Origin of the sequence: Streptomyces sp. NPDC020807 (assembly GCF_040641575.1) — a bacterium.
Classification (GTDB): Bacteria; Actinomycetota; Actinomycetes; order Streptomycetales; family Streptomycetaceae; genus Streptomyces.
In genome coordinates, this window is record NZ_JBFADU010000006.1 from 295,337 (window position 1) to 315,215 (window position 19,879).

Below are 19,879 nucleotides of genomic sequence, written 5' to 3' on the forward strand. Positions count from 1 at the left end.
GGGAGGGGCGGCGCACCGCGCCCTCCCCGTTTCATCCCGCCGACCGGCGGTCCGCCGCCGCCTCCAGGTCCCCGAAGAGCAGCTCGGCGTTGAGGGCCACGCCCGCCCGGTAGCCCGCGCTCACCGCGTTGACGACCTGTTCGTGCGCTCCCGTCACGTTCCCCGCCGCCCACACGCCCGGCACGCTAGTCCGCCCCGTCTCGTCGACCGCGACGAACGGGCCGAAGGGCGTCTCGCGCGACGCGGCGCCCAGCTGCCGCAGCACCCCGTCGCGGGGCGTGAACCGCGCCGCCGCCGCGAACAGCACCTCGCGCGGGACCGTGCGCCCGTCGGCCAGGCGTACGCCGGTGAGCGCGTCGTCCTCCACGGCGAGCCCCGCCACCTCGCCCCGGACGACCCGGACGCCGGCCGCGTCGAGCAGCGCCGACTCCCGCTCGGTCGGCTCGGCGGCCGTGTGCAGGAAGAGGGTCACGTCCTTCGACCAGTGCGCGACGACGAGCGCCTGGTGCGCGGGTGTCGTCGGGTGGGCGATCACGCCGAAGGCCCGGTCGCGGACCTCCCAGCCGTGGCAGTACGGGCAGTGCAGCACGTCCCGGCCCCAGCGCCCGGCGAGGCCGTCGATCGCGGGGAGCTCCTCGTCGACGAGGCCCGTCGTGACGACGAGCCGCCGGGCCCGTACGGCCCCGCCGTCCGCCAGGGTGACGGTGAAACCGCCCCGGCCGTCGGCCTCCGCGCCGGTCGCCCGTCCGTCCCGCCACTCGACCCCGTACGCGGCGATCTCGGCCCGGCCGGCCGCCAGGTACTCCGCCGGGCTCGTCCCGTCGCGGGACAGGACGCCCTGCATGTGGGCGGCGGGGGCGTTGCGCGGCTCGCCCGCGTCGACGACGAGGACCCGGCGGCGCGAGCGGCCGAGGACCAGCGCGGCGCTGAGCCCGGCGGCGCCGCCGCCGATCACCACCGCGTCGTAGTCGTGGCCGCGGCCGTGGTCGTGAGGGGCCGTGGGGAGGGTGTTCTCCGTGGGTGCGTTCATGCGTCGAGCGTCGCCGGGATGCAGAGAGCGCGGCAAGTGATGTTGCCGTTTCTGCAACACTGGATCCATGACCGAAGACGACCGCATCGCCGCCGTCCTGGACGACGTCGGCCCTCGCCTCCGCCGTGTCCGCCGCGACCGCGGGGTGACCCTCGCCGAGCTCTCCGCCGACACCGGCATCTCCGTGAGCACCCTCTCCCGCCTGGAGTCCGGGCAGCGCAAGCCCAGCCTCGAACTGCTCCTGCCGCTCGCCCGCGCCCATCAGGTCCCGCTCGACGAGCTGGTCGGCGCCCCCGCCGTCGGCGACCCCCGGGTGAGGGCGAAGCCCATCGTCCGGCACGGCCGCACGATGTACCCGCTCACCCGTCAGCCGGGTGGCCTCCAGGCGTACAAGATCGTCCAGGAGAGGACCTCCGAGCCGCCCGAGCCGCGCGTCCACGAGGGGTACGAGTGGCTGTACGTGCTCTCCGGCAGGCTCCGGCTGATCCTCGGCGAGAACGACGTCGTCATGGGCGCCGGTGAGGCCGCCGAGTTCGACACCCGCGTCCCGCACTGGTTCGGCCCCGCGGGCGACCAGCCGGTGGAGTTCCTGAGTCTGTACGGGCCGCAGGGGGAGCGCATGCACGTGCGAGCGCGCCCCAAGAAGTCGGGCTGAGCCGTTCCGCCAGGTGCAAGCGACCGCTTAGTATGCCGTCGACCGACCAACCGGTACGGAGGAGGCTCGCGGATGCAGGCATGGCGTGTGTACGAGAACGGCGAACCGGGCGCGGTCATGCGCCGCGAGGAGGTGGAGCCACCCACCCCCGCCGACGGGCAGGTCCTGCTCAGGGTCCGCGCCGCGAACGTCAACTTCCCCGACGCGCTCCTCTGCCGCGGCCACTACCAGGTCCGGCCCCCGCTGCCCTTCACCCCCGGCGTCGAGGTCTGCGCCGAGACCGAGGACGGCCGCCGGGTCGTCACCACCGTCGCCCTCCCGCACGGCGGCTTCGCCGCGTACACCCTCGCCGACGCGGCCGGGCTGCTGCCCGCCCCCGAGGCCCTCGACGACGCCGAGGCCGCCGCCCTCCACATCGGCTACCAGACCGGCTGGTTCGGCCTGCACCGCAGGGCCGCCCTCCAGGAGGGCGAGACCCTCCTCGTGCACGCCGCCGCCGGCGGCGTCGGGAGCGCCGCCGTCCAGCTCGGCAAGGCGGCCGGAGCCACCGTCATCGGCGTCGTCGGCGGACCCGGGAAGGCCGCCGTCGCCCGCGCCCTCGGCTGCGACGTGGTGGTCGACCGCCGATCCGAGGACGTGGTGGCCTCCGTCAAGGCCGCCACCGGAGGCCGGGGCGCCGACGTGATCTACGACCCCGTCGGCGGCGAGGCCTACCAGCAGTCCGCCAAGTGCGTGGCCTTCGAGGGCCGGATCGTCGTCGTCGGCTTCGCGAGCGGCACCGTCCCCGCCCCCGCCCTCAACCACGCCCTCGTGAAGAACTACTCGATCCTCGGCCTCCATTGGGGCCTGTACGCGCAGCGGGACCCGGCCCTCGTCGCGCGCTGCCACGAGACCCTCACCGCCTACGCGGCCAAGGGGCTCGTCAAGCCGCTCGTCGGCGAGCGCGTCCCCTTCGCCCGCGCCGCCGAGGCCGTCCAGCGCGTCGCCGACGGCACCACCACCGGCCGCCTGGTCGTCCTCCCGGAAGGAGCCGAAGCGTGATCGACGCCGACGAACTCCGTACCCGCACGCGGAAGTTGCTCACCGAGCACCCGCCGGCCAGTACGGAGCGCACCGACTTCCTGCGTGCCCGCTTCGATGCCGGACTCGCCTGGGTCCACTACCCCGTGGGCCTCGGCGGACTCGACGCGCCCCGCGCCCTCCAGGCCGTCGTCGACGCCGAACTCGCCGCCGCCGACGCCCCCGACAACGACCCCCGCCGGATCGGCATCGGCCTCGGCATGGCCGCGCCGACCCTCCTCGCTTACGGCTCCGACGAGGTCAGGCGCCGCTTCCTGCGGCCCCTCTGGGTCGGCGACGAGGTGTGGTGCCAGCTCTTCAGCGAGCCGGGGGCCGGGTCCGACCTGGCCGCGCTCGGGACCCGCGCCGTCCGCGACGGCGAGGACTGGGTGATCGACGGGCAGAAGGTGTGGACGTCCAGCGCCCACGTCGCCCGCTGGGCGATCCTCATCGCCCGTACCGACCCGGACCTCCCCAAGCACCGGGGCATCACGTACTTCGTCTGCGACATGACCGACCCCGGCGTCGAGGTCAGGCCCCTGCGCCAGATCACCGGCGAGGCCGAGTTCAACGAGGTGTTCCTCACCGGCGTCCGCATCCCCGACGCGCACCGCCTCGGCGAGGTCGGCGACGGCTGGCGGGTCGCGCAGACCACCCTCATGAACGAGCGGGTCTCCATCGGCGGCGCCCGCATCCCCCGCGAGGGCGGCATGATCGGCAAGGCCGCCGCGACCTGGCGCGAACGCCCCGAGCTCCGCACCCACGAGCTCCACCGGCGCCTCCTCGACCTCTGGGTCGACGCCGAGGTCGCCCGCCTCACCGGCGAGCGCCTCCGCCAGCAGCTCGTCGCGGGCCAGCCGGGGCCCGAGGGCAGTGCGACGAAGCTCGGCTTCGCCCGCCTGAACCAGGCCATCAGCGGCCTGGAGGTCGAACTCCTCGGCGAGGAAGGCCTGCTGTACGGCGAGTGGGAGATGCGCCGCCCCGACCTCGTCGACTTCACCGGGCGCGACGCCGGCTACCGCTACCTCCGCTCCAAGGGCAACTCGATCGAGGGCGGCACCACCGAGGTCCTGCTCAACATCGTCGCCGAACGCGTCCTCGGCCTCCCGGCCGAGCCCCGCAACGACAAGGACGTCCCCTGGAAGGACCTCGCCCGATGACCGGACAGACGGACCAGCTCGACCTGCTCTACTCCGACACCGAGGAGGACCTCCGGGCCGCCGTCCGCGCCCTCCTCGCCGACCGGGCCGGACACCGGACCGTCCTGGCCCGGATCGAGACGGGCAGCCCGTACGTGCCCGGCCTGTGGAAGTCCCTCGCCGGGGACATCGGCGCCGCGGGCCTCCTCGTGCCCGAGGAGTACGGCGGGCAGGGCGCGAGCCACCGGGAGGCGGCCGTCGTCCTGGAGGAGCTCGGGCGCGCGGTGACCCCGGCGCCGTACCTCACGAGCGCGGTCGTCGCCACGGAGACGCTGCTCGCCCTCGCGGGGGAGAGCGACCCGGCCGCCGAGCTCCTCGGCGGCCTCGCGGGCGGCGGCACGGTCGCGGTGCTCGCCGTCCCGCTGACGGCGGCCCCGGACACGGCCCCCGACGCCGCCCCCGACCCGGGCCGGGGCACCGGTGCCGTGGCCGACGCCGTCGCCGCCGACGTCCTCCTCGTCCCCCGCGCCGACGGCCTCCACGCCGTCCCGGCCGCCGAGGCGACCGTCGTGCCGCAGACCCCGCTCGACCTCACCCGCCCCCTCGCGCGCGTCCTGGCCGGGCCCGGCACGGGCTCCCGGCTCGCCGGTCCCGACGAGACCCGCGCCGCCGTCCGGCGCGGGCTCCTCGCGGGTGCCGGACTGCTCGCCTCCGAGCAGCTCGGCCTCGCCGCCTGGTGCCTGGAGGAGAGCGTCCGGCACACCCGCGAGCGGCACCAGTTCAACCGGCCCGTCGGCTCCTTCCAGGCGCTCAAGCACCGCATGGCCCAGCTCTGGCTGGACGTCGTCGGCGCGCGGGCGGCGGCCCGTGCCGCAGCCGACGCCCTCGCCGCCGGTGCCCCGGACACCCGGCTGACGGTCGCGGTGGCGCAGGCGTACTGCGCGAAGGTGGCGGTCCGCGCCGCGGAGGAGTGCGTCCAGCTGCACGGCGGCATCGGCATGACCTGGGAGCACCCCGCGCACCTCGCCCTCAAGCGGGCCAAGTCCGACCAGCTCGCGCTGGGCTCGGCGGGCCGGCACCAGGACGTGATCGCGGGTCTCGTCGGCCTTCCCGCCCCCGCGTAAGGGGCCCGCTTCGTCCGCACCCCTTTACATACTGTTTAATTGCAACTCGTTCGCAATAACAGTTGATCTCCAAAAAGGGGTGTGGACGCATGACCGCCCGATCCAGCCGCCGTACCACCACCGCGATACTCGCGGGTTCCGTGGCCCTGACGGCGGCGGCCTGCACGAACCCCGGCTCCACCGCCGGCGGCTCCACAGGGCCCAAGGATTCCGCGGTCGTCGGCATCGCCTACGAGCCCGAGACCCTCAGCCCCCTCCTCGGCTACGGCAAGGACGGCAACTCCAAGATCTTCGACGGGCTCCTCGCCTTCGACGCCGACATGAAGCTCAGGCCGGCCCTCGCCGTCCGGCTCCCCGAGGTCAGCGCCGACGGCCTCACGTACACCTACACGCTCCGCGACGGGGTCACCTTCAGCGACGGCGCCCCCTTCACCGCGAAGGACGTCGTCTTCACGTACCGGACGATCCTCGACCCGAAGACCAACAACGCCTCCCGCACCGAACTCGACGCGGTGAAGAAGGTCGAGGCCGTCGGCGACAAGACCGTCGTCTTCACCCTGAAGTACCCGTACGCGCCCTTCGCCGAGCGCACCGTCCACGCCATCGCGCCCGAGCACGTCGCCGCGAAGCAGGACGTCAACACCGGCGCCTTCACCACCAAGCCGGTCGGCACCGGCCCGTACGTCCTCACCGGCTGGTCCAAGGGCGAGAAGCTCAGCTTCACGGCCAACCCCACCTACTGGAACGGCGCGCCCGCGGTGAAGAAGTTCACCATGGCCGTCGTCAAGGACGACGACGTCCGCGCGACCCGACTGCGCGCCGGAGACCTCGACGGCGCCATCCTGCCGCCGAACCTCGCCGCCGGGTTCGAGGACGACGCGGCGAAGACCACGTACGCGGCGAAGACCTACGACTACCGCACGGTCACCCTGCCCAGCCACAACGCCGTCGCGGGCGACACCGCCGTCCGCCGCGCCCTCGACGTCGCCGTCGACCGCCAGGCCATGGTGGACCGGATCCTCGAAGGCGCCGGAAAGCCCGCCTACGGCCCCGTCCCCACCGACAGCCCCTGGTTCGCCAAGGGCACCGAGCGCCGCCACGACCTCGCCGGGGCGAAGAAGATCCTCGACGAGGCCGGCTGGAAGCCCGGCCCCGACGGCGTCCGCGTGAAGAACGGCGTCCGCGCCGCGTTCCCGCTCTGGTACCTCTCCGGCGACAAGCTCCGTCAGGACCACGCCCTCGCCTACGCCTCCGACGCCAAGAAGGCCGGCATCGCGATCACCGCCCAGGCCGGCACGTGGGAGGTCATCGAGCCGCGCATGAAGACCGACGCGGTCCTCGCGGGCGGCGGCTCGCCCGGCGACCCCGACTTCGACCAGTACCTCCTCCTGAAGTCCTCCCTCGCGGGCGACGGCTTCAACAACATGGCCCGGTACGACAACAAGACCGTCGACAAGGCCCTCGACGAGGGACGGAAGACCGACGTCCCCGCCGAGCGGAAGGCCGCGTACGACACCGTCCAGCGCGAACTGGCCAAGGACCCCGGCTACACCTTCCTCACCCACATCGACCACCTGTACGTCGTCAACGACCGCTGGGACGGCCTGAGCACCCAGGTCGAGCCGCACGACCACGGCCTCGCCTCCGGCCCCTGGTGGAACGTCGAGACGTGGAAGCCGAAGAGCGGCGGAGAAGCGAAGAAGTGAGCCGCCGCCTCCCCTGGGGGGCCATGGCGCGGATGACGGGACGGCGCGCCCTCGCCGCCGTCCCCGTCCTCCTGACCGTCACCCTCGCGGTGTTCGCCGTCGCCGCAGCCTCCCCCTTCGACCCCGTCAAGGCCTACGCGGGCACCGCCGGACTCACCGCCTCGCAGGAGAACCTCGACCAGCTCCGCGCCAACCTCGGCGCCGACCAGGGCTTCCTCACCCGCTGGTGGGACTGGCTCACCGCAGCCGTCACCGGCGACCTCGGCGACTCCACCGTCATGCGCATGCCGGTCGTCGACGTCATCACCGAACGCCTCGGCTGGTCCGTCCTCCTCGCCGTCACCGCCTTCCTGACCGCCATCGTGCTCGGCACCCTCCTCGGCGTCCTCGCCGGCCGCCGCCGCGGCGGCCTCGTCGACCGGACGGTGACCTCCGCCGCGTACACCCTCGAAGCCGCGCCCGCCTACTGGCTCGGCCTCCTCGCGATCTGGTTCTTCGCCCTCCAGCTCGGCGTCCTGCCCGCCGGCGGGCTCACCGACACCGCCAGCGACACCGTCACCGCCGACCAGGTCGCCCGCCACCTCGTCCTGCCCGCGCTCGTCCTCGGCCTCTCCCAGCTGCCCTGGTTCTTCCTCTACGTCCGCCAGGGCGTCGGCGACGCGCTCGACGAGGACCCCGTACGCGGCGCCCGCGCGCGCGGCCTGCGCGAGCGCACCGTCCTCGGCGGGCACGCCCTGCGCTCCGGCATGCTGCCGATGCTCACCCTCGTCGGCTCCCGCGTCCCCGAGCTCATCACCGGCGCGCTCCTCGTCGAGACCGTCTTCAGCTGGCCCGGCATCGCCGCCGCCACCGTCCAGGCCGCGACCGCCGTCGACTTCCCGCTCCTCGCCGCGCTCACGGTCCTCGCCACCGCCGCCGTCCTCCTCGGCAACCTCCTCTCCGACCTCCTGTACGGACTCGCCGACCCGAGGGTGGGCTTCGATGGCTGACCCGCGCACCCACCGACTCCGGCTCTGGAGCTCCGCCGTCACCGTCGGCGTCCTGCTCCTGGCCGTCGTCCTGGTCCCCCTGCTCGTCCCCCTGGACGAACAGGCCGTCGACCTCTCGCAGAAGCTCCTCCCGCCCTCCTGGGACCACCCCTTCGGCACCGACGACCTCGGCCGCGACCTGCTGCTCCGCTGCGTCTACGGCCTGCGGGTCTCGCTGCTCGTCGGACTGGTCGCCGCGCTCGTCGCCACCGTCGTCGGCACGGCCGTCGGCGCCGCGGCGGGCGCGCTCGGCGGCTGGACCGACCGCACCCTCATGCGGATCGTCGACACCTTCTCCTCCGTGCCGCACCTGCTCCTCGGCATCTTCGTCGTCGCGCTCTTCCGGCCCGGGGTCTGGCCCGTCATCGTCTCCGTCGCCGTCACCCACTGGCTCTCCACCGCCCGGATCGTCCGCTCCGAGGTGCTCTCGCTGCGCACCCGGCCCTTCGTGGACGCGGCCGTCTCCGGCGGGGCCTCGCGGTGGCGCGTCGCCGTCCGCCACCTGCTGCCCGGCGTCCTGCCGCAGGCCGGTCTGGCGGCCGTCCTGATGATCCCGCACGCCATGTGGCACGAGTCGGCCCTGTCGTTCCTGGGACTCGGGCTGCCCAGCCACCAGGCGAGCCTGGGCAACCTCGTCCAGAACGCGCGCTCCTCGCTCCTCGCGGGCGACTGGTGGCCGACGCTCTTCCCCGGCCTCCTGCTGATCATCCCGACCCTCGCCATCGCGGGCCTCGCGGGCGTCTGGCGCGACCGCCTCAATCCGCGCCGCCGATCGGAGCTGATGCTGTGAACGGGAACCTCCTGCGCGCCCTGGACGCCGTCGCCGCCGAACGCGCCGGGGACGCGCTCCTCAGCGTCCGCGGCCTCACCGTCCGCTTCCGCCTGGGCGGCGGCCGCGCCGTCGCCGCCGTCAGCGACGCCGACTTCGACCTCGCGCCGGGGGAGTGCCTGGCCCTCGTCGGCGAGAGCGGCTGCGGCAAGTCGGTCCTCGCCTCGGCCCTCCTCGGCCTCCTCCCCGGAAACGCGGAGACCTCGGGCACGGCGATCCTCGCGGACCCGCCTGGCGGCGAAGGCCGTACGGGCGCGGGTGCGGACTCGGGCGCGGGCGCACGCCGCGCCGCCGACGGTGGCGCCGCGCGCCGCGTCACCGGCGGTGCGCCGCTCGCCGGTGCCGGCGGCCGCCACGCCACCGGCGCCGACGACCGCCACGCCAGCGCCGGCGCCCCGCATGCCGCTGCCGACGACGGCGAGCCGGCCGGCCGGCCGGGCCGTGCCGGGCGCGGCGAGAAGACCGGGGCGCGCGGCGGGACCGGCTTCTCCACGGGGGCGGGCGGCGGACAGGACGCCGGTGGCCGCCGCGGCGCCCGCTCCACCGCGGAGACGGCTGACGGGCGGGCCGCCGGTCCGCGTGTCGGCGCCGAGTCGGCCGTCGACCTCCTCGCCGTCGGCGAGGAGACCCTCGCCCGGACCGTACGCGGGCGGCGCGTCGGCCTCGTGCCGCAGAGCCCCGCCGCCCACCTCACCCCCGTGCGCACGGTCCGCGCCCACCTGGAGGAGACCGTCCGGGCCCTCACCGGGACCGCCCGGCGGGCGCGGCGGAAGGCCGCCGAGGAGGCCGCCGAGCGGGCCGCGTTCCCCGCCGGGCACCTCGACCGCTACCCGCACGAGCTCTCCGGCGGACTCGCCCAGCGCGCCGCCACCGCGCTCGCGCTCGTCGGGGACGCCCGGCTGCTGCTCGCCGACGAGCCGACCACCGGCCTCGACCGGGAGCTCGTCGACCGGACCGTGGACGAGCTGCGGCGCCACGTCGACGAGGGACGGGGCCTGCTCCTCATCACCCACGACCTCGCCGCCGCCGCGCGCATCGCGGACCGCGTCGCCGTCATGTACGCCGGCCGGATCGTCGAGATCGCCCCCGCCCACCGCTTCTTCGGGCCCACCGGCCCCCGGCACCCGTACGCCCGCGGGCTCCTCGACGCCCTTCCCGAGCGGGCGTTCACCCCCGTCCCCGGGATGCCGCCCGAGCTCTCCGACCTCCCCCCGGGGTGCGCCTTCGCCCCGCGCTGCCCCCGGGCCACCGACCTCTGCGCCACCACCCGCCCCGAGCCGCGCGCCGGGGTCGCCTGCCACCACCCGGAGCAGTCCCGTGCTTGAACTCGACTCCGTCACCGCCGGATACGACCGCCGCGCGCCCGTCTTCCGGGGCGCCTCGCTCACCCTCGCGCCCGGCGAGTCCGTCGGGCTCCTCGGACCCAGCGGCTGCGGCAAGTCGACCCTCGCCCGCGTCGCCGCGCTCCTGCACCGCCCCGACGCGGGGCGGCTCGTCCTCGACGGCGTCGAGGTGCGCGCCTGGCGGCACCGCGCGCCGCGTGCGCTCCGTACCGCCGTCGGCGTCGTCTTCCAGCAGCCCCGCACCGCCGCCGACCCCCGCCTCACCCTCGCCGACATCGTCGCCGAACCCCTCCGCGCCACCGGCCGCGGGGCCGGGGCGGCCGACCGGCTCGCCGAGCTCGCCCCCGTCGTCGGACTCACCCCCGACCTGCTCGGCCGCCGCCCCCACGAGGTCAGTGACGGGCAGCTCCAACGTGCCTGTCTGGCGCGCGCGTTGACCCTGAAGCCGCGCTGGCTGGTCTGCGACGAGATGACCGCGATGCTCGACGCCTCCACCACGGCGGCGCTGGTCGCCGCCGTCGAGCGGTACCGCGCGGAATCCGGCGCGGGGCTCCTCGCCGTCGGTCACGACCGCGCCCTCCTGCACCGCTGGTGCGACCGCACGGTGGAGTGGACCGACTGCCTGCCCCCGGTGGCCCGACCGTAACCGGCCCCCCGCCCGGCCCGATCTCACCCGTATGGCCGCCCCGCCATACGCCCGGACGGACCGCCCATTCCGCCACACTGTCCGCCGAACGCCGCAATTCCGGTGCGGCGACGGAGGGACGTGAAGGCGATGGCCGTTTCCATTTCTGTGCTCGTACTGCTGCTCGTACTGGCGGTGGTCTTCATGCGCAGCGGCGGGCTCAAGCTCACCCACGCGCTCGTCTGCGCCCTGCTCGGCTTCCTCCTCGCCGGTACGAGCATGGCCCCGACGATCCACAACGGCGTCGCCGCCACCGCCAACGTGGTCTCCAGCATCAAGCCGTGACGACGCTCCGGAGATCATTGCGTGATCGTTAAGTGCCCATGAAACGCGGGGCAGTTGCATGTACTTCTCCGGGGCGCGGACCTAGCGTCTGCCGACGGCGCGACAGACGTCAGCAACCCGAGGAGCCGCCGTGACCACCCCTCCGCCCCGAAGACGAGCCCGCGCGCTCGTGATCACCGTGCTCGGCGCGGTCCTCCTCGCGGGCGGCGCCCCCGTCGCCCAGGCCGAGGAGATCCCCCTCGGCGTCGGGCACCGGCTCGTCGACCACTACGACGGCGCCCCCGCCACCGCCAGGCCCGTGCCGGGACAGGCCCCCGCCCAGCACCCGCACCTCGCCCCGAACGGGCGCAGCGGCATGCACGCCGACGGCGCGGGCAGCGGCACCCACCCGTTCCCGGGCCCGCTCGGCCGCGACCCGAAGGTGACCAGCGAACAGATCGCCGCCGTCGGCGGCGAGTGCGCCACCGTCACCTTCGACGCCGCCGGCCGCCTCGTCACCGTCTGCGGCACCTTCACCGGCTTCCTGCTCAAGCTGCTCGACCCGCGCACGCTGGTCACGCTCGCCGAGTACAAGCTGCCGCAGCGCTCCTCCACCGTCGAGGCCGTCACCCGCCTCGACTTCGAGAAGATCTTCAAGGACACCTCGGGCGGCGCCTACTTCTACCTCGACGACCGGGACCGCGTCGTCCTCGCCGACTCCCGTCAGCACGTGCTCCGCATAGCGCACCGCCAGAAGACCGACGGGACCTGGCAGTTCGTCGTCGAGAACGACTGGGACCTCACCTCCCTCGTCCCGCACGACTGCGTCACCTGGACCAACCTCTTCCCCAGCGGCGTCTGCGACCCCGTCACCTCCGTCATGCCCGACTGGGACGGCCGCATCTGGTGGGTGACCCGACTCGGCCGCGTCGGCACCGTCGACCCGGCGACGGGCGCGCTCCGCGCGATCCGGCTCGACGGCGAGGAGATCCAGAACTCCTTCTCCGTCGCCGAGGACGGCGTCTCGATCGTCACCGACCACGCCCTGTACAGCTTCCGCGCCGACGTCGACGGCACCCCGCGCGTGCGGTGGCGCGAGACGTACGACCGGGGGACCGGCACCAAACCCGGCTCCGTGAACCAGGGTTCGGGCACCACCCCGGACCTCTTCGGCGACCGGAGCCAGTACGTCGCCATCACCGACAACGCCGACGACCGCATGAACGTCCTCGTCTACCGCAGGGACGTCGACGTCCCCGCCGGCGAACGACTCGTCTGCAAGGTGCCGGTCTTCGGGTCCGGGGCGTCCACCACGGACAACTCGCTGATCAGCTGGGGCAACAGCCTCGTCGTCGAGAACAACTACGGCTACGAGAACCCGAGCACGCTCACCTTCGGCCGCAGCGTCGTCGGCGGCGCGACCCGGATCGACGTCCGCGCCGACGGCAGCGGCTGCGACACGGTCTGGGAGAGCGACGTCCGCTCGCCCTCCACCGTCCCGAAGCTCTCCACCGCCAACGGGCTGCTCTACTTCTACGAGAAGCGCCCCAACGCCCTCGGCATCGACGCCTGGTACCTCACCGCCGTCGACTTCCGCACCGGACAGCGCGCCTTCAGCCGCTTCACCGGTACGGGACACGCCTACGACAACAACTGGGCGCCGATCACCCTCGGCCCCGACGGCACCGCGTACGTGGGTGTCTTCAACGGCATCGTCGCCGTCCGCGACGGAGCCTGACACGCCGGTGGCGCGGCCCTCCGGAACAAGGAGCGCCGCGCCACCGGACCGTTCGGGTCAGTCGAAGTCGGGCATCTCGCCGACCGCCGTCTTCACGTCGATCACCGCGAAGACCGCGCCCTGCGGGTCGCGGAGCGTCGCGAACCGGCCGAACGGGCTGTCCATGGGCCCGAAGATCTTCGTTCCCTTGAGGGCCTCGGCCTTCCGCACGGCCGTGTCGCAGTTGTCGACGGCGAAGTAGATCTGGACGTGCGAGGGGATCTCCGGCGGGAAGTCCTTCGCCTCCATCTTCATCCGTCCCAGGACGGGCTGCTCGCCGCCCAGGTCGAAGACCTTGTAGTCGACGTGCTCGTCCGCCATCTTCTTCGTGCGGTAGCCGAAGACGGAGGTCAGGAAGGCGTCGGACTTCTCCGGCTCCCGCGTGAAGACCTCGGCCCAGACGTACGAGCCGGGCTCGCCCTCCAGCTCGAAGCCCACGTGGTCGCCCGCCTGCCAGACGCCGAAGACCACGCCCGCCGGGTCCTGCGCGAGGCACATCGACCCGAAGGTGCCGACCTGCATCGGTTCCATCAGGAGCGTGCCGCCCGCCGCCCGGATCCTCTCCGCCGTCGCCGCGACGTCCGGCGAGGCGAAGTACAGACACCAGGCCGACTGCGGCTCTCCGTCCTGCCCGGGCATCGGCGGGACGACGGCCGCGACCGCCTTCCCGTTCCTGTACGCCTGCGTGTAGTTGCCGTACTCGGACGAGGACTCGCCGAACGTCCAGCCGAGCACGTCGCCGTAGAACGTCTTCGCGCCCTCGACGTCGGTGAACATCGCGTCGGACCAGACCGGGGTGCCCTCGGGTCGTGAAGCCATGACCGTAACTCTCCCTCATGCGTTCGCTTGCAGGTCTCTCCGCCACGCTAACCAGGCCCGCCGGACCCCGCTCGGTGACGCGGGGTGACGGCGCCGCTCAGTCGGCGAGGCGGCTCATCGCGTACCGGTGGAACGGGCCGTCCGGGAGCGGAAGCGCGGGCCGCCACATCCGCAGGACCTGGGCCGAGGGCAGGAAGAGCCCCTCCGGCAGCCGTTCCGGGTCCGTCCACTCCCAGCGCTCGATCTTGTGCGGCTCGGCCACCGCCGGCGTGCCGGAGAAGACGCGGACCGTCGTGGCCGCCGTCATCCGGGTCAGCTCCGCCGAGGTGACCGAGTCCAGGACCAGCCCCAGGACCTCCACGTCGGCGGCGTCCGCCACGAGCGTGGTCTCCTCCGCCAGCTCGCGGACGGCCGCCTCCTCGACGGACTCGCCGGGATCGACCTTGCCGCCCGGCAGCTCCCACACGCCGGACGGGTCGAGGCCGAGCAGGACCCGTCCGCGCGCGTCCACGACGACGACACCCGCGCCGAGCGAGGCCTGCGCGGCGGGCGGCCGGACGTTGCGGAGGGCTGCGGAGGCCCGGTCTTCGGTCGGCGCGTGGTCTTCGGCCGACGCCTGGTCTTCGGTCGTCATGCCCCCGTGTCTATCAGTCGCCACTGACAACGCCCGCCGACGGCGGCACCACCGCCACCGGACAGTGCGCCTCGTGCAGCACGGCATGCGCCACCGACCCGATGAGCAGCGTGCCGATGCGGTGCCGGTGGTGCCGCCCCACGACGAGCAGACCGGCGTCCCGCGAACCCTCCTCCAGGAGGCCCGCCGCGTCGCCCGGCACCACCGAGGCCCGCACCTCCACCTCCGGCCGGCGCTCCGCGAACGGCCGCAGCCGCGCCAGCTGCTCCCGCTCCGCGCCTCCGACGAGCTCCGCCGTGTCCTCGACGTCCGGCAGTGGCGGCGGCACCTGGAGCGCGGGCGACGGGACGGCGAGCAGTGCGGCGGGCTCCGGCGGCAGCCGGAACGCCGTCACCGCCTCCAGGGGTACGCCGGCCAGCCCGGCCGCCTCGAACGCGAAGGCCACCGCCTCGTCCGGCGTCTCCTCCGGCTGGAGCCCGAGCAGCACCCGGCCCGCCCCGGGCCCCAGCGAGGCCTCCGGCGCCCGGGCCTCGTGCGGGACCACGACCAGGGGGCAGGGCGCCGTCATCGCGAGGGTCCGGCTCGTCGAGCCGAGCAGCAGCGTCATGAACCCGCCGTGCCCGCGGGAACCGGTCACCAGGAGCCGCCCGCCCCGGGCCGCCGCCGGCAGCGCGTCCGTCACGCTGCCGTCGAGGGACTCGTACCGCACGGGGATCCGGTGCCCCCGCTCCTCGACCACGGTCCGGACCGCCTCCAGGACCGTGTCGGGCAGGGACCGCTCCTCGCCCAGCGAGGAGATCCGCGCCTCCCCGAGCTGGAGCGCGTCGGAGCGGACGTGCGCGACCACCAGCGGCGCGCCCATTCTCTCGGCGGCGCCCAGGGCCCAGTCCAGGGCCCGCAGGCTGTGGCCGGAGCCGTCGACGCCGACCACGACCGGCGGCTCGGAGACGGCGCCTTTCCTGTCGTTCAGGGAGGAATCCATGGGAGATCCCTCCCGCACCCGTTCGGACGCCACACCGGCCCGCACCGAAACGAATCGGTGCGGGCCGGTGGGGGGGTGGAGCGGGTGGGGCTCAGGCGTTCTGCTCGCGGCGCGCCTTCTCCGCGCGCTCCGCGTTGCGCTCCTTGATGCGGACGGTCTCCTTGCGGACCTCCGACTGCGTGGTGCGCTCCTTCTTCAGCCACTCGGGGAGCTCCTGCTTGATCGCCTCGATCTGCTCCGTGGTGAGGGGCTCGGTGATGCCGCCGCGCGCGAGACCGGCGATGGACACGCCGAGCTTGTTGGCGACGACCGGGCGCGGGTGCGGGCCGTTCTCGCGCAGCTCCTGGAGCCAGGCCGGCGGGTTGGCCTGGAGCTCGGTCAGCTCGGCGCGCGAGACGACACCCTCCTGGAACTCGGCGGGGGTGGCTTCGAGGTACACACCCAGCTTCTTCGCCGCGGTCGCGGGCTTCATCGTCTGGGCGTTCTGGTGCGACGTCATGGTGTCAAGGGTATCGAGCATGCGGGCGACCTCCGACCACGTCGGCTACCCGGTAGCCTTGCGGGGTGACAGGCACGGACGTTCCCCTCGCGGATTCCCCTGCGGAATCCCCCACCACTCCTTCCTTCCGGCTCGTGTACGTGCCGGGCGTGACGCCCTCCAAGTGGGTGCGGATCTGGAACGAGCGCCTGCCCGACGTACCCCTCGCCCTCGTCCAGGCGGAGCCCGCCGAGGCCTTCGGCCTGCTCCGCGGGGGCGCCGCCGACGCCGGTCTCGTCCGGCTCCCCGTCGACGGGGACGACCTGAGCGCCATCCCGCTCTACACCGAGACCACGGTCGTCGTCGTCCCCAAGGACCACCTCTTCGCCGAGGTCGAGGAGATCTTCCCGGGCGACCTCGCCGACGAGCTCGTCCTCCACCCCCTCGACGACACCCTCCGCTGGGAGCAGCCGCCCGGCCGCCCCGCCCTGGAGCGCCCGGCGACGACCGCGGACGCGATCGAGCTGGTCGCGGCCGGTGTCGGTCTGGTCGCCGTCCCGCAGTCCCTCGCCCGCCTGCACCACCGCAAGGACCTGACCTACCGGACGCTGAACGACGTCCCGCAGTCGCGCGTGGCCCTGTCCTGGCCGGCGGCCGAGGAGGCCCCGGACCTGGTGGAGGAGTTCATCGGGATCGTGCGAGGCCGCACGGTCAACAGCACCCGCGGCCGCCGCGCCGAGGAGCTGAAGGGGAAGAAGCAGCCCCGGCCGGACCAGAAGAAGAAGCCCGGCGGTGCCAAGCAGACCGGCGCCAAGCAGGGCGGGCCCAAGGGCGGCGCCAAGAGCGGAGCGCGTAACGCCGCCAAGGGCACCGCGCCGGCGCGCGGCAAGAGCGCCAGGACGAGCAAGGGCGCCAAGCCCCGGCGCGGGCGCGGCTGAGCCGTCCCGCCATACTGGCCCCTCTTGATCACCGAGATCGCCCAGGAGGAGCTTTGGCCGCCAGTTTCAGGACCGTCGTCGAGGTGGGTCCCGCCCACCTCGACCAGGCCCGGTCGATCGACCGGGTGTTCCAGGACGCGATCGCGCCCGCGACCGTCAACTTCGACTTCGAGGCGATCCGGGAGGCGGCCGCCGCCGTCCCCGACGCCACCGTGGTCCGCATGGTGCGGGGCTGGGGGCTCCAGGAACACGCCCCCGTCCTCGTCATGGTGCTCTCCCTCAAGGAGGCCGTCCGCCAGGCCCTGCCCCCGGAGTACGCCGAGGCCGGCTTCTGGGAGACCGTCGAGCGCGAGCTCGTCGGCGCCTTCACCGGACTCGCCGCCCAGGAGGGACAGCCCGGACTCGTCTTCTACGAGGAGTCCGAGCACCGCACCCGCTTCTACCGGGACCTCTTCTTCGCCCTCCAGGACGAGAAGACCGGCGACGACGTCTACGCCCTCGCCTTCTGCGTCGACGTGACCGTCGAGCTGCCCAGGGCCGAGGCCACCGCCCTGGAGCTGACGGACGTCGTCCCCTTCGCCGTCCGGCTCAACGCGATCGTGCTCCGCCAGGCCGTCGGCGCCTGATCCGCACGAAGCACCGGCCCGCCGTCCCGGGCCGTCCACCGCGAGCGGCGGAGCTCACCGCGACAGCCGCCACCGCCCGCCCCGCGCCGCCGCGACCAGTTCCGGCACGGTCGCCAGCTTCACCCTCGGCCGCCCCGCCGCCCGGCCCCGCTCCCGCTCGGCCCGGTCGATCGCCGCGAGACCGCGCGCGTCCACCAGAGTCCCGCTCCGGCTCCGCAGCAGCTTCCGGAAGCCCTGCGGCGTCCCCGTCGGCGTCGGCAGAGCCCCCGCCACCGCGTCCGCGAGCAGCGTCCCGATCGTCTCCTCCGCGCACGCCCGGTTGGCACCGATGCCGCCCGACGGGCCGCGCTTGACCCAGCCGACGACGTACGCGCCGGACATCCCGGCGATCCGCCCGCCCTCGTGCGGGACCGTGCCCGTGGCCTCGTCGAAGGGCAGTCCCGGCAGCGGCACCCCCCGGTAGCCGACGGCCCGGACGAGCAGCCCGGTCGCGATCCCCGTGCCCTCCCGTCCTCCGTCCGCCGCCGTGACGCGGACGCCCCGCACGGCGTCCTCGCCGAGCGCCTCCACCGGAGCGGAGTGGAACCGCAGCACGATCCGGCGCCGGTCGCGCGCGGGCCCCCGCGTCCAGTCCACCGCCTCCAGGGCCACGTCCTTCAGGAGCGCCGCCTTCTCGCCGGCCGAGGCGGCGTCGATCGCCGCCCGCGTGCGCGGGTCGTGGTCGTCGACGACCAGGTCGACGCCCGGCAGGTGCGTGAGGGCGAGGAGCTCGGAGCCGGTGTACGCCGCGTCCTCGGGGCCCCGCCGGCCGAGGAGCACGACCTCGCGGACCGTACCCCTGAGGAGGGCGGCGAGCGCGTGGTCGGCGATGTCCGTGCCGGCGAGCGAGGCGGGGTCCGAGACGAGGACGCGGGCGACGTCGAGGGCGACGTTGCCGTTGCCGACGACCAGGACCCGCTCGGCGGCGAGCGCCGAGAGGTCGACCGCGTCCGGGTCCGTCTCCGGATGCGCGTTGTACCAGGAGACGACGGAGGTCGCGGAGACGCTGCCGGGCAGGTCCTCGCCGGGGATGCCGAGGCGCCGGTCGGCCGGCGCCCCGACCGCGTACACCACCGCGTCGTGGTGCGCGGCGAGTTCCTCGACGGTGACGTCCCGGCCGATCTCCACGCCCAGCCGCAGCCGGGCGCGCGGGTGGGAGTGGAAGCGGGCGAAGGTGTCGCCCGCGCCCTTGGTCGCCGGATGGTCGGGGGCCACCCCGTACCGGACGAGCCCCCCGGCCACCGGGAGCCGGTCGATCAGGGTCACCTCGGCGTTGGTGTGCAGGAGCAGGTCCTCCGCCGCGTACATCCCGGCCGGGCCGGTGCCGACGACCGCGATCCGCAGGGGCGCGAAGTCGGAGGGGAGGGAGCGCGGGAAGGACGGCTCGCCCCAGGGGTGGAAGTTGGGGGAGGCCAGGACCGGTGCGGGTGTGCGCTCCGCGTAGTAGCGGGCGTTGACGGACTCGTACTCCCGCAGGCGGCCGGTGAGCCGCTCCACGGGGAAGACGGCGTCGACCGGGCAGGCGTCGGCGCAGGCTCCGCAGTCGATGCAGGCCTTCGGGTCGATGTACAGCATCTCCGTGGTGCCGAAGTCCGGTTCCTCCGGCGTCGGGTGGATGCAGTTGACCGGGCACACGGCGACGCAGGTCGCGTCGTTGCAGCAGGTCTGGGTGATCGCGTAGGTCATGTCGTCGGCTCTGCTCTGCTCGGCTCGGAGAGGGGACGGGAGACGGGAGACGGGGTCAGACGAGGTGGGCGCGCTGGTAGAAGAAGAGCGCGGGCCGCGTCAGCATGCCGACGTCGGCGAGGAACTCCATGAGCCCGGCGCAACTGGCGCGCAGCTGCGCCTTGTAGTGCTCGTTGGCGGCGGCCTCGCGGACGGCGCGCTCGGGGTCGAGCCCGGCCCGCACGTACACCTCGGGGCTGACGAGGCTGGTGATGATGTAGTACGCGGCGATGGCCACGATCAGCGCCTGGAAGTGGCGGCGGGGCCGGCTCGCGCGGGCGAGGTGGCGGCGCGTCTCGTCCCGGGCGAACTTCATGTGCCGGGATTCCTCGACGACGTGGATGTTGCTGATGGTCCGGACGAAGGGGACGACGCGCTCGTCGCGCATCCAGTCGCGCTGCATGACGTCGAGGACCTCCTCGGCGACGAGGATGCCGGCGTACGCGGCCTCGCCGAAGCCGACGGTCTTCATGAAGCGGCCGAGTTCGAGCACCGCGCGGCGCGGCTTGTACCCCGGGGCGCCGAGCTTCTCCGAGCCGCGCGCGAACATGATCGAGTGCCGGCACTCGTCGGCGATCTCGGTGAGGGCCCACTGGAAGCGCGGGTCGGTGTGGTCCATGCGGTAGATGTCGCGGAGCACCATCTGCTGGAGGATCATCTCGAACCAGATGCCGGTGCTCGCCACCGACGCGGTCTCCTGACGGGTCAGCTCCTTGCGCTGCTCCTCCGTCATCTCGTTCCAGTAGGCCGTCCCGTAGAGGCTGTTCCACTCCGGGCTCTGGCCGTGGAAGTCCTTGTCGAGCGGGGTGTCCCAGTCGACCTCGACGGCGGGGTCGTACGAGAGCTTCGCGGCGGACGTGAGCAGCCGCGAGGCGATGTCGGTGCCTTCGTTGCGTGCGTCGTGTCCCATGGGGCGGCTCCTCGGCTCCTCGGCTCCTCGAACCTTGTTAGACATCACGTCTAGCAAGCTTGTTAGACGGAAGGTATAGCAAGACTCCG

At 74.0% G+C, this 19,879-nt stretch carries 20 protein-coding genes; 13 read left to right on the forward strand and 7 right to left on the reverse strand.

Annotation, left to right across the window (positions count from 1 at the left end; genetic code table 11):
- Window positions 1-31 precede the first annotated feature (31 nt).
- Complete coding sequence (locus AB0G79_RS13490) at window positions 32-1,030, reverse strand: NAD(P)/FAD-dependent oxidoreductase (RefSeq protein ID WP_360805063.1); 999 nt, start codon at window positions 1,028-1,030, stop codon at window positions 32-34.
- 67 nt (window positions 1,031-1,097) lie between these two features.
- Between AB0G79_RS13490 and AB0G79_RS13495 the strand changes: the two genes are divergently transcribed.
- From AB0G79_RS13495 to AB0G79_RS13545, 11 genes are all read left to right on the forward strand, one after another.
- A complete protein-coding gene (locus AB0G79_RS13495; protein ID WP_360805066.1) occupies window positions 1,098-1,685 on the forward strand; it encodes an XRE family transcriptional regulator in 588 nt (195 codons plus the stop codon).
- Between the two features lie 72 nt (window positions 1,686-1,757).
- On the forward strand, window positions 1,758-2,726 hold the full coding sequence (locus AB0G79_RS13500) for an NADPH:quinone oxidoreductase family protein (RefSeq protein ID WP_360805069.1): 969 nt from the start codon (window positions 1,758-1,760) through the stop codon (window positions 2,724-2,726).
- Window positions 2,723-3,904 carry an acyl-CoA dehydrogenase family protein gene (locus tag AB0G79_RS13505; protein ID WP_360805072.1) on the forward strand — a complete coding sequence of 394 codons (1,182 nt, stop codon included), beginning with the start codon at window positions 2,723-2,725 and terminating at the stop codon, window positions 3,902-3,904. Before AB0G79_RS13500 ends, AB0G79_RS13505 begins: the two co-directional genes overlap by 4 nt.
- Window positions 3,901-5,007 carry an acyl-CoA dehydrogenase family protein gene (locus AB0G79_RS13510; protein WP_360805075.1) on the forward strand — a complete coding sequence of 369 codons (1,107 nt, stop codon included), beginning with the start codon at window positions 3,901-3,903 and terminating at the stop codon, window positions 5,005-5,007. Before AB0G79_RS13505 ends, AB0G79_RS13510 begins: the two co-directional genes overlap by 4 nt.
- 89 nt (window positions 5,008-5,096) lie before the next feature.
- Window positions 5,097-6,713, forward strand: a complete 1,617-nt coding sequence (locus AB0G79_RS13515; RefSeq protein ID WP_360805078.1) for an ABC transporter substrate-binding protein — start codon at window positions 5,097-5,099, stop codon at window positions 6,711-6,713.
- Complete coding sequence (locus AB0G79_RS13520; protein WP_360805081.1) at window positions 6,710-7,702, forward strand: ABC transporter permease; 993 nt, start codon at window positions 6,710-6,712, stop codon at window positions 7,700-7,702. Before AB0G79_RS13515 ends, AB0G79_RS13520 begins: the two co-directional genes overlap by 4 nt.
- Complete coding sequence (locus AB0G79_RS13525; RefSeq protein ID WP_360805084.1) at window positions 7,695-8,531, forward strand: ABC transporter permease; 837 nt, start codon at window positions 7,695-7,697, stop codon at window positions 8,529-8,531. Before AB0G79_RS13520 ends, AB0G79_RS13525 begins: the two co-directional genes overlap by 8 nt.
- Window positions 8,528-9,895 (forward strand): ABC transporter ATP-binding protein, encoded by a 1,368-nt coding sequence (locus tag AB0G79_RS13530; protein WP_360805087.1) that lies wholly within the window; start codon window positions 8,528-8,530, stop codon window positions 9,893-9,895. Before AB0G79_RS13525 ends, AB0G79_RS13530 begins: the two co-directional genes overlap by 4 nt.
- On the forward strand, window positions 9,888-10,559 hold the full coding sequence (locus AB0G79_RS13535; RefSeq protein ID WP_360805090.1) for an ATP-binding cassette domain-containing protein: 672 nt from the start codon (window positions 9,888-9,890) through the stop codon (window positions 10,557-10,559). The genes AB0G79_RS13530 and AB0G79_RS13535 overlap by 8 nt, the downstream gene beginning before the upstream one ends.
- A gap of 129 nt (window positions 10,560-10,688) precedes the next feature.
- A complete protein-coding gene (locus AB0G79_RS13540) occupies window positions 10,689-10,883 on the forward strand; it encodes a hypothetical protein (RefSeq protein ID WP_360805093.1) in 195 nt (64 codons plus the stop codon).
- A gap of 169 nt (window positions 10,884-11,052) precedes the next feature.
- Window positions 11,053-12,600, forward strand: coding sequence for a hypothetical protein (locus AB0G79_RS13545; RefSeq protein WP_360805184.1), 1,548 nt, complete (start codon window positions 11,053-11,055; stop codon window positions 12,598-12,600).
- Between the two features lie 57 nt (window positions 12,601-12,657).
- On the opposite strand, the gene AB0G79_RS13550 is transcribed toward AB0G79_RS13545, so the two are convergent.
- The 4 genes from AB0G79_RS13550 to AB0G79_RS13565 form a co-directional block, all read right to left on the reverse strand.
- The gene (locus AB0G79_RS13550) at window positions 12,658-13,458 is read right to left on the reverse strand and encodes a VOC family protein (RefSeq protein ID WP_360805096.1); all 801 of its coding nucleotides are present in this window, start codon (window positions 13,456-13,458) and stop codon (window positions 12,658-12,660) included.
- Window positions 13,459-13,555: 97 nt separating this feature from the next.
- The gene (locus tag AB0G79_RS13555) at window positions 13,556-14,092 is read right to left on the reverse strand and encodes an NUDIX domain-containing protein (RefSeq protein ID WP_360805099.1); all 537 of its coding nucleotides are present in this window, start codon (window positions 14,090-14,092) and stop codon (window positions 13,556-13,558) included.
- A 13-nt stretch (window positions 14,093-14,105) separates the two neighbouring features.
- Window positions 14,106-15,074: a universal stress protein gene (locus AB0G79_RS13560; RefSeq protein WP_360805102.1), complete on the reverse strand. Its 969-nt coding sequence runs from the start codon at window positions 15,072-15,074 to the stop codon at window positions 14,106-14,108.
- A gap of 91 nt (window positions 15,075-15,165) precedes the next feature.
- Window positions 15,166-15,573, reverse strand: a complete 408-nt coding sequence (locus AB0G79_RS13565; protein ID WP_360805105.1) for a DUF5997 family protein — start codon at window positions 15,571-15,573, stop codon at window positions 15,166-15,168.
- Between the two features lie 65 nt (window positions 15,574-15,638).
- Here AB0G79_RS13565 and AB0G79_RS13570 point away from each other — a divergent pair, with 65 nt between their 5' ends.
- Entirely contained in the window at window positions 15,639-16,490 is an 852-nt protein-coding gene (locus AB0G79_RS13570; protein WP_360805108.1) for a LysR family transcriptional regulator substrate-binding protein, read from the forward strand.
- Between the two features lie 53 nt (window positions 16,491-16,543).
- A complete protein-coding gene (locus AB0G79_RS13575; RefSeq protein ID WP_360805111.1) occupies window positions 16,544-17,116 on the forward strand; it encodes a Type-2Aa cytolytic delta-endotoxin in 573 nt (190 codons plus the stop codon).
- A gap of 54 nt (window positions 17,117-17,170) precedes the next feature.
- Here AB0G79_RS13575 and AB0G79_RS13580 read toward each other — a convergent pair whose 3' ends face one another.
- A complete protein-coding gene (locus tag AB0G79_RS13580; protein WP_360805114.1) occupies window positions 17,171-18,841 on the reverse strand; it encodes an FAD-dependent oxidoreductase in 1,671 nt (556 codons plus the stop codon).
- A 55-nt stretch (window positions 18,842-18,896) separates the two neighbouring features.
- On the reverse strand, window positions 18,897-19,790 hold the full coding sequence (locus AB0G79_RS13585; RefSeq protein WP_360805117.1) for a diiron oxygenase: 894 nt from the start codon (window positions 19,788-19,790) through the stop codon (window positions 18,897-18,899).
- Window positions 19,791-19,879 lie beyond the last annotated feature (89 nt).

Excerpts from the sequence above, each read along its gene's own strand:
- AB0G79_RS13490 (WP_360805063.1), bottom strand. The coding sequence starts at position 1,030 with ATGAACGCACCCACGGAGAACACCCTCCCCACGGCCCCTCACGACCAC.
- AB0G79_RS13495 (WP_360805066.1), top strand. The coding sequence starts at position 1,098 with ATGACCGAAGACGACCGCATCGCCGCCGTCCTGGACGACGTCGGCCCT.
- AB0G79_RS13500 (WP_360805069.1), top strand. The coding sequence starts at position 1,758 with ATGCAGGCATGGCGTGTGTACGAGAACGGCGAACCGGGCGCGGTCATG.
- AB0G79_RS13510 (WP_360805075.1), top strand. The coding sequence starts at position 3,901 with ATGACCGGACAGACGGACCAGCTCGACCTGCTCTACTCCGACACCGAG.
- AB0G79_RS13515 (WP_360805078.1), top strand. The coding sequence starts at position 5,097 with ATGACCGCCCGATCCAGCCGCCGTACCACCACCGCGATACTCGCGGGT.
- AB0G79_RS13525 (WP_360805084.1), top strand. The coding sequence starts at position 7,695 with ATGGCTGACCCGCGCACCCACCGACTCCGGCTCTGGAGCTCCGCCGTC.
- AB0G79_RS13540 (WP_360805093.1), top strand. The coding sequence starts at position 10,689 with ATGGCCGTTTCCATTTCTGTGCTCGTACTGCTGCTCGTACTGGCGGTG.
- AB0G79_RS13550 (WP_360805096.1), bottom strand. The coding sequence starts at position 13,458 with ATGGCTTCACGACCCGAGGGCACCCCGGTCTGGTCCGACGCGATGTTC.
- AB0G79_RS13555 (WP_360805099.1), bottom strand. The coding sequence starts at position 14,092 with ATGACGACCGAAGACCAGGCGTCGGCCGAAGACCACGCGCCGACCGAA.
- AB0G79_RS13560 (WP_360805102.1), bottom strand. The coding sequence starts at position 15,074 with ATGGATTCCTCCCTGAACGACAGGAAAGGCGCCGTCTCCGAGCCGCCG.
- AB0G79_RS13565 (WP_360805105.1), bottom strand. The coding sequence starts at position 15,573 with ATGACGTCGCACCAGAACGCCCAGACGATGAAGCCCGCGACCGCGGCG.
- AB0G79_RS13580 (WP_360805114.1), bottom strand. The coding sequence starts at position 18,841 with ATGACCTACGCGATCACCCAGACCTGCTGCAACGACGCGACCTGCGTC.
- AB0G79_RS13585 (WP_360805117.1), bottom strand. The coding sequence starts at position 19,790 with ATGGGACACGACGCACGCAACGAAGGCACCGACATCGCCTCGCGGCTG.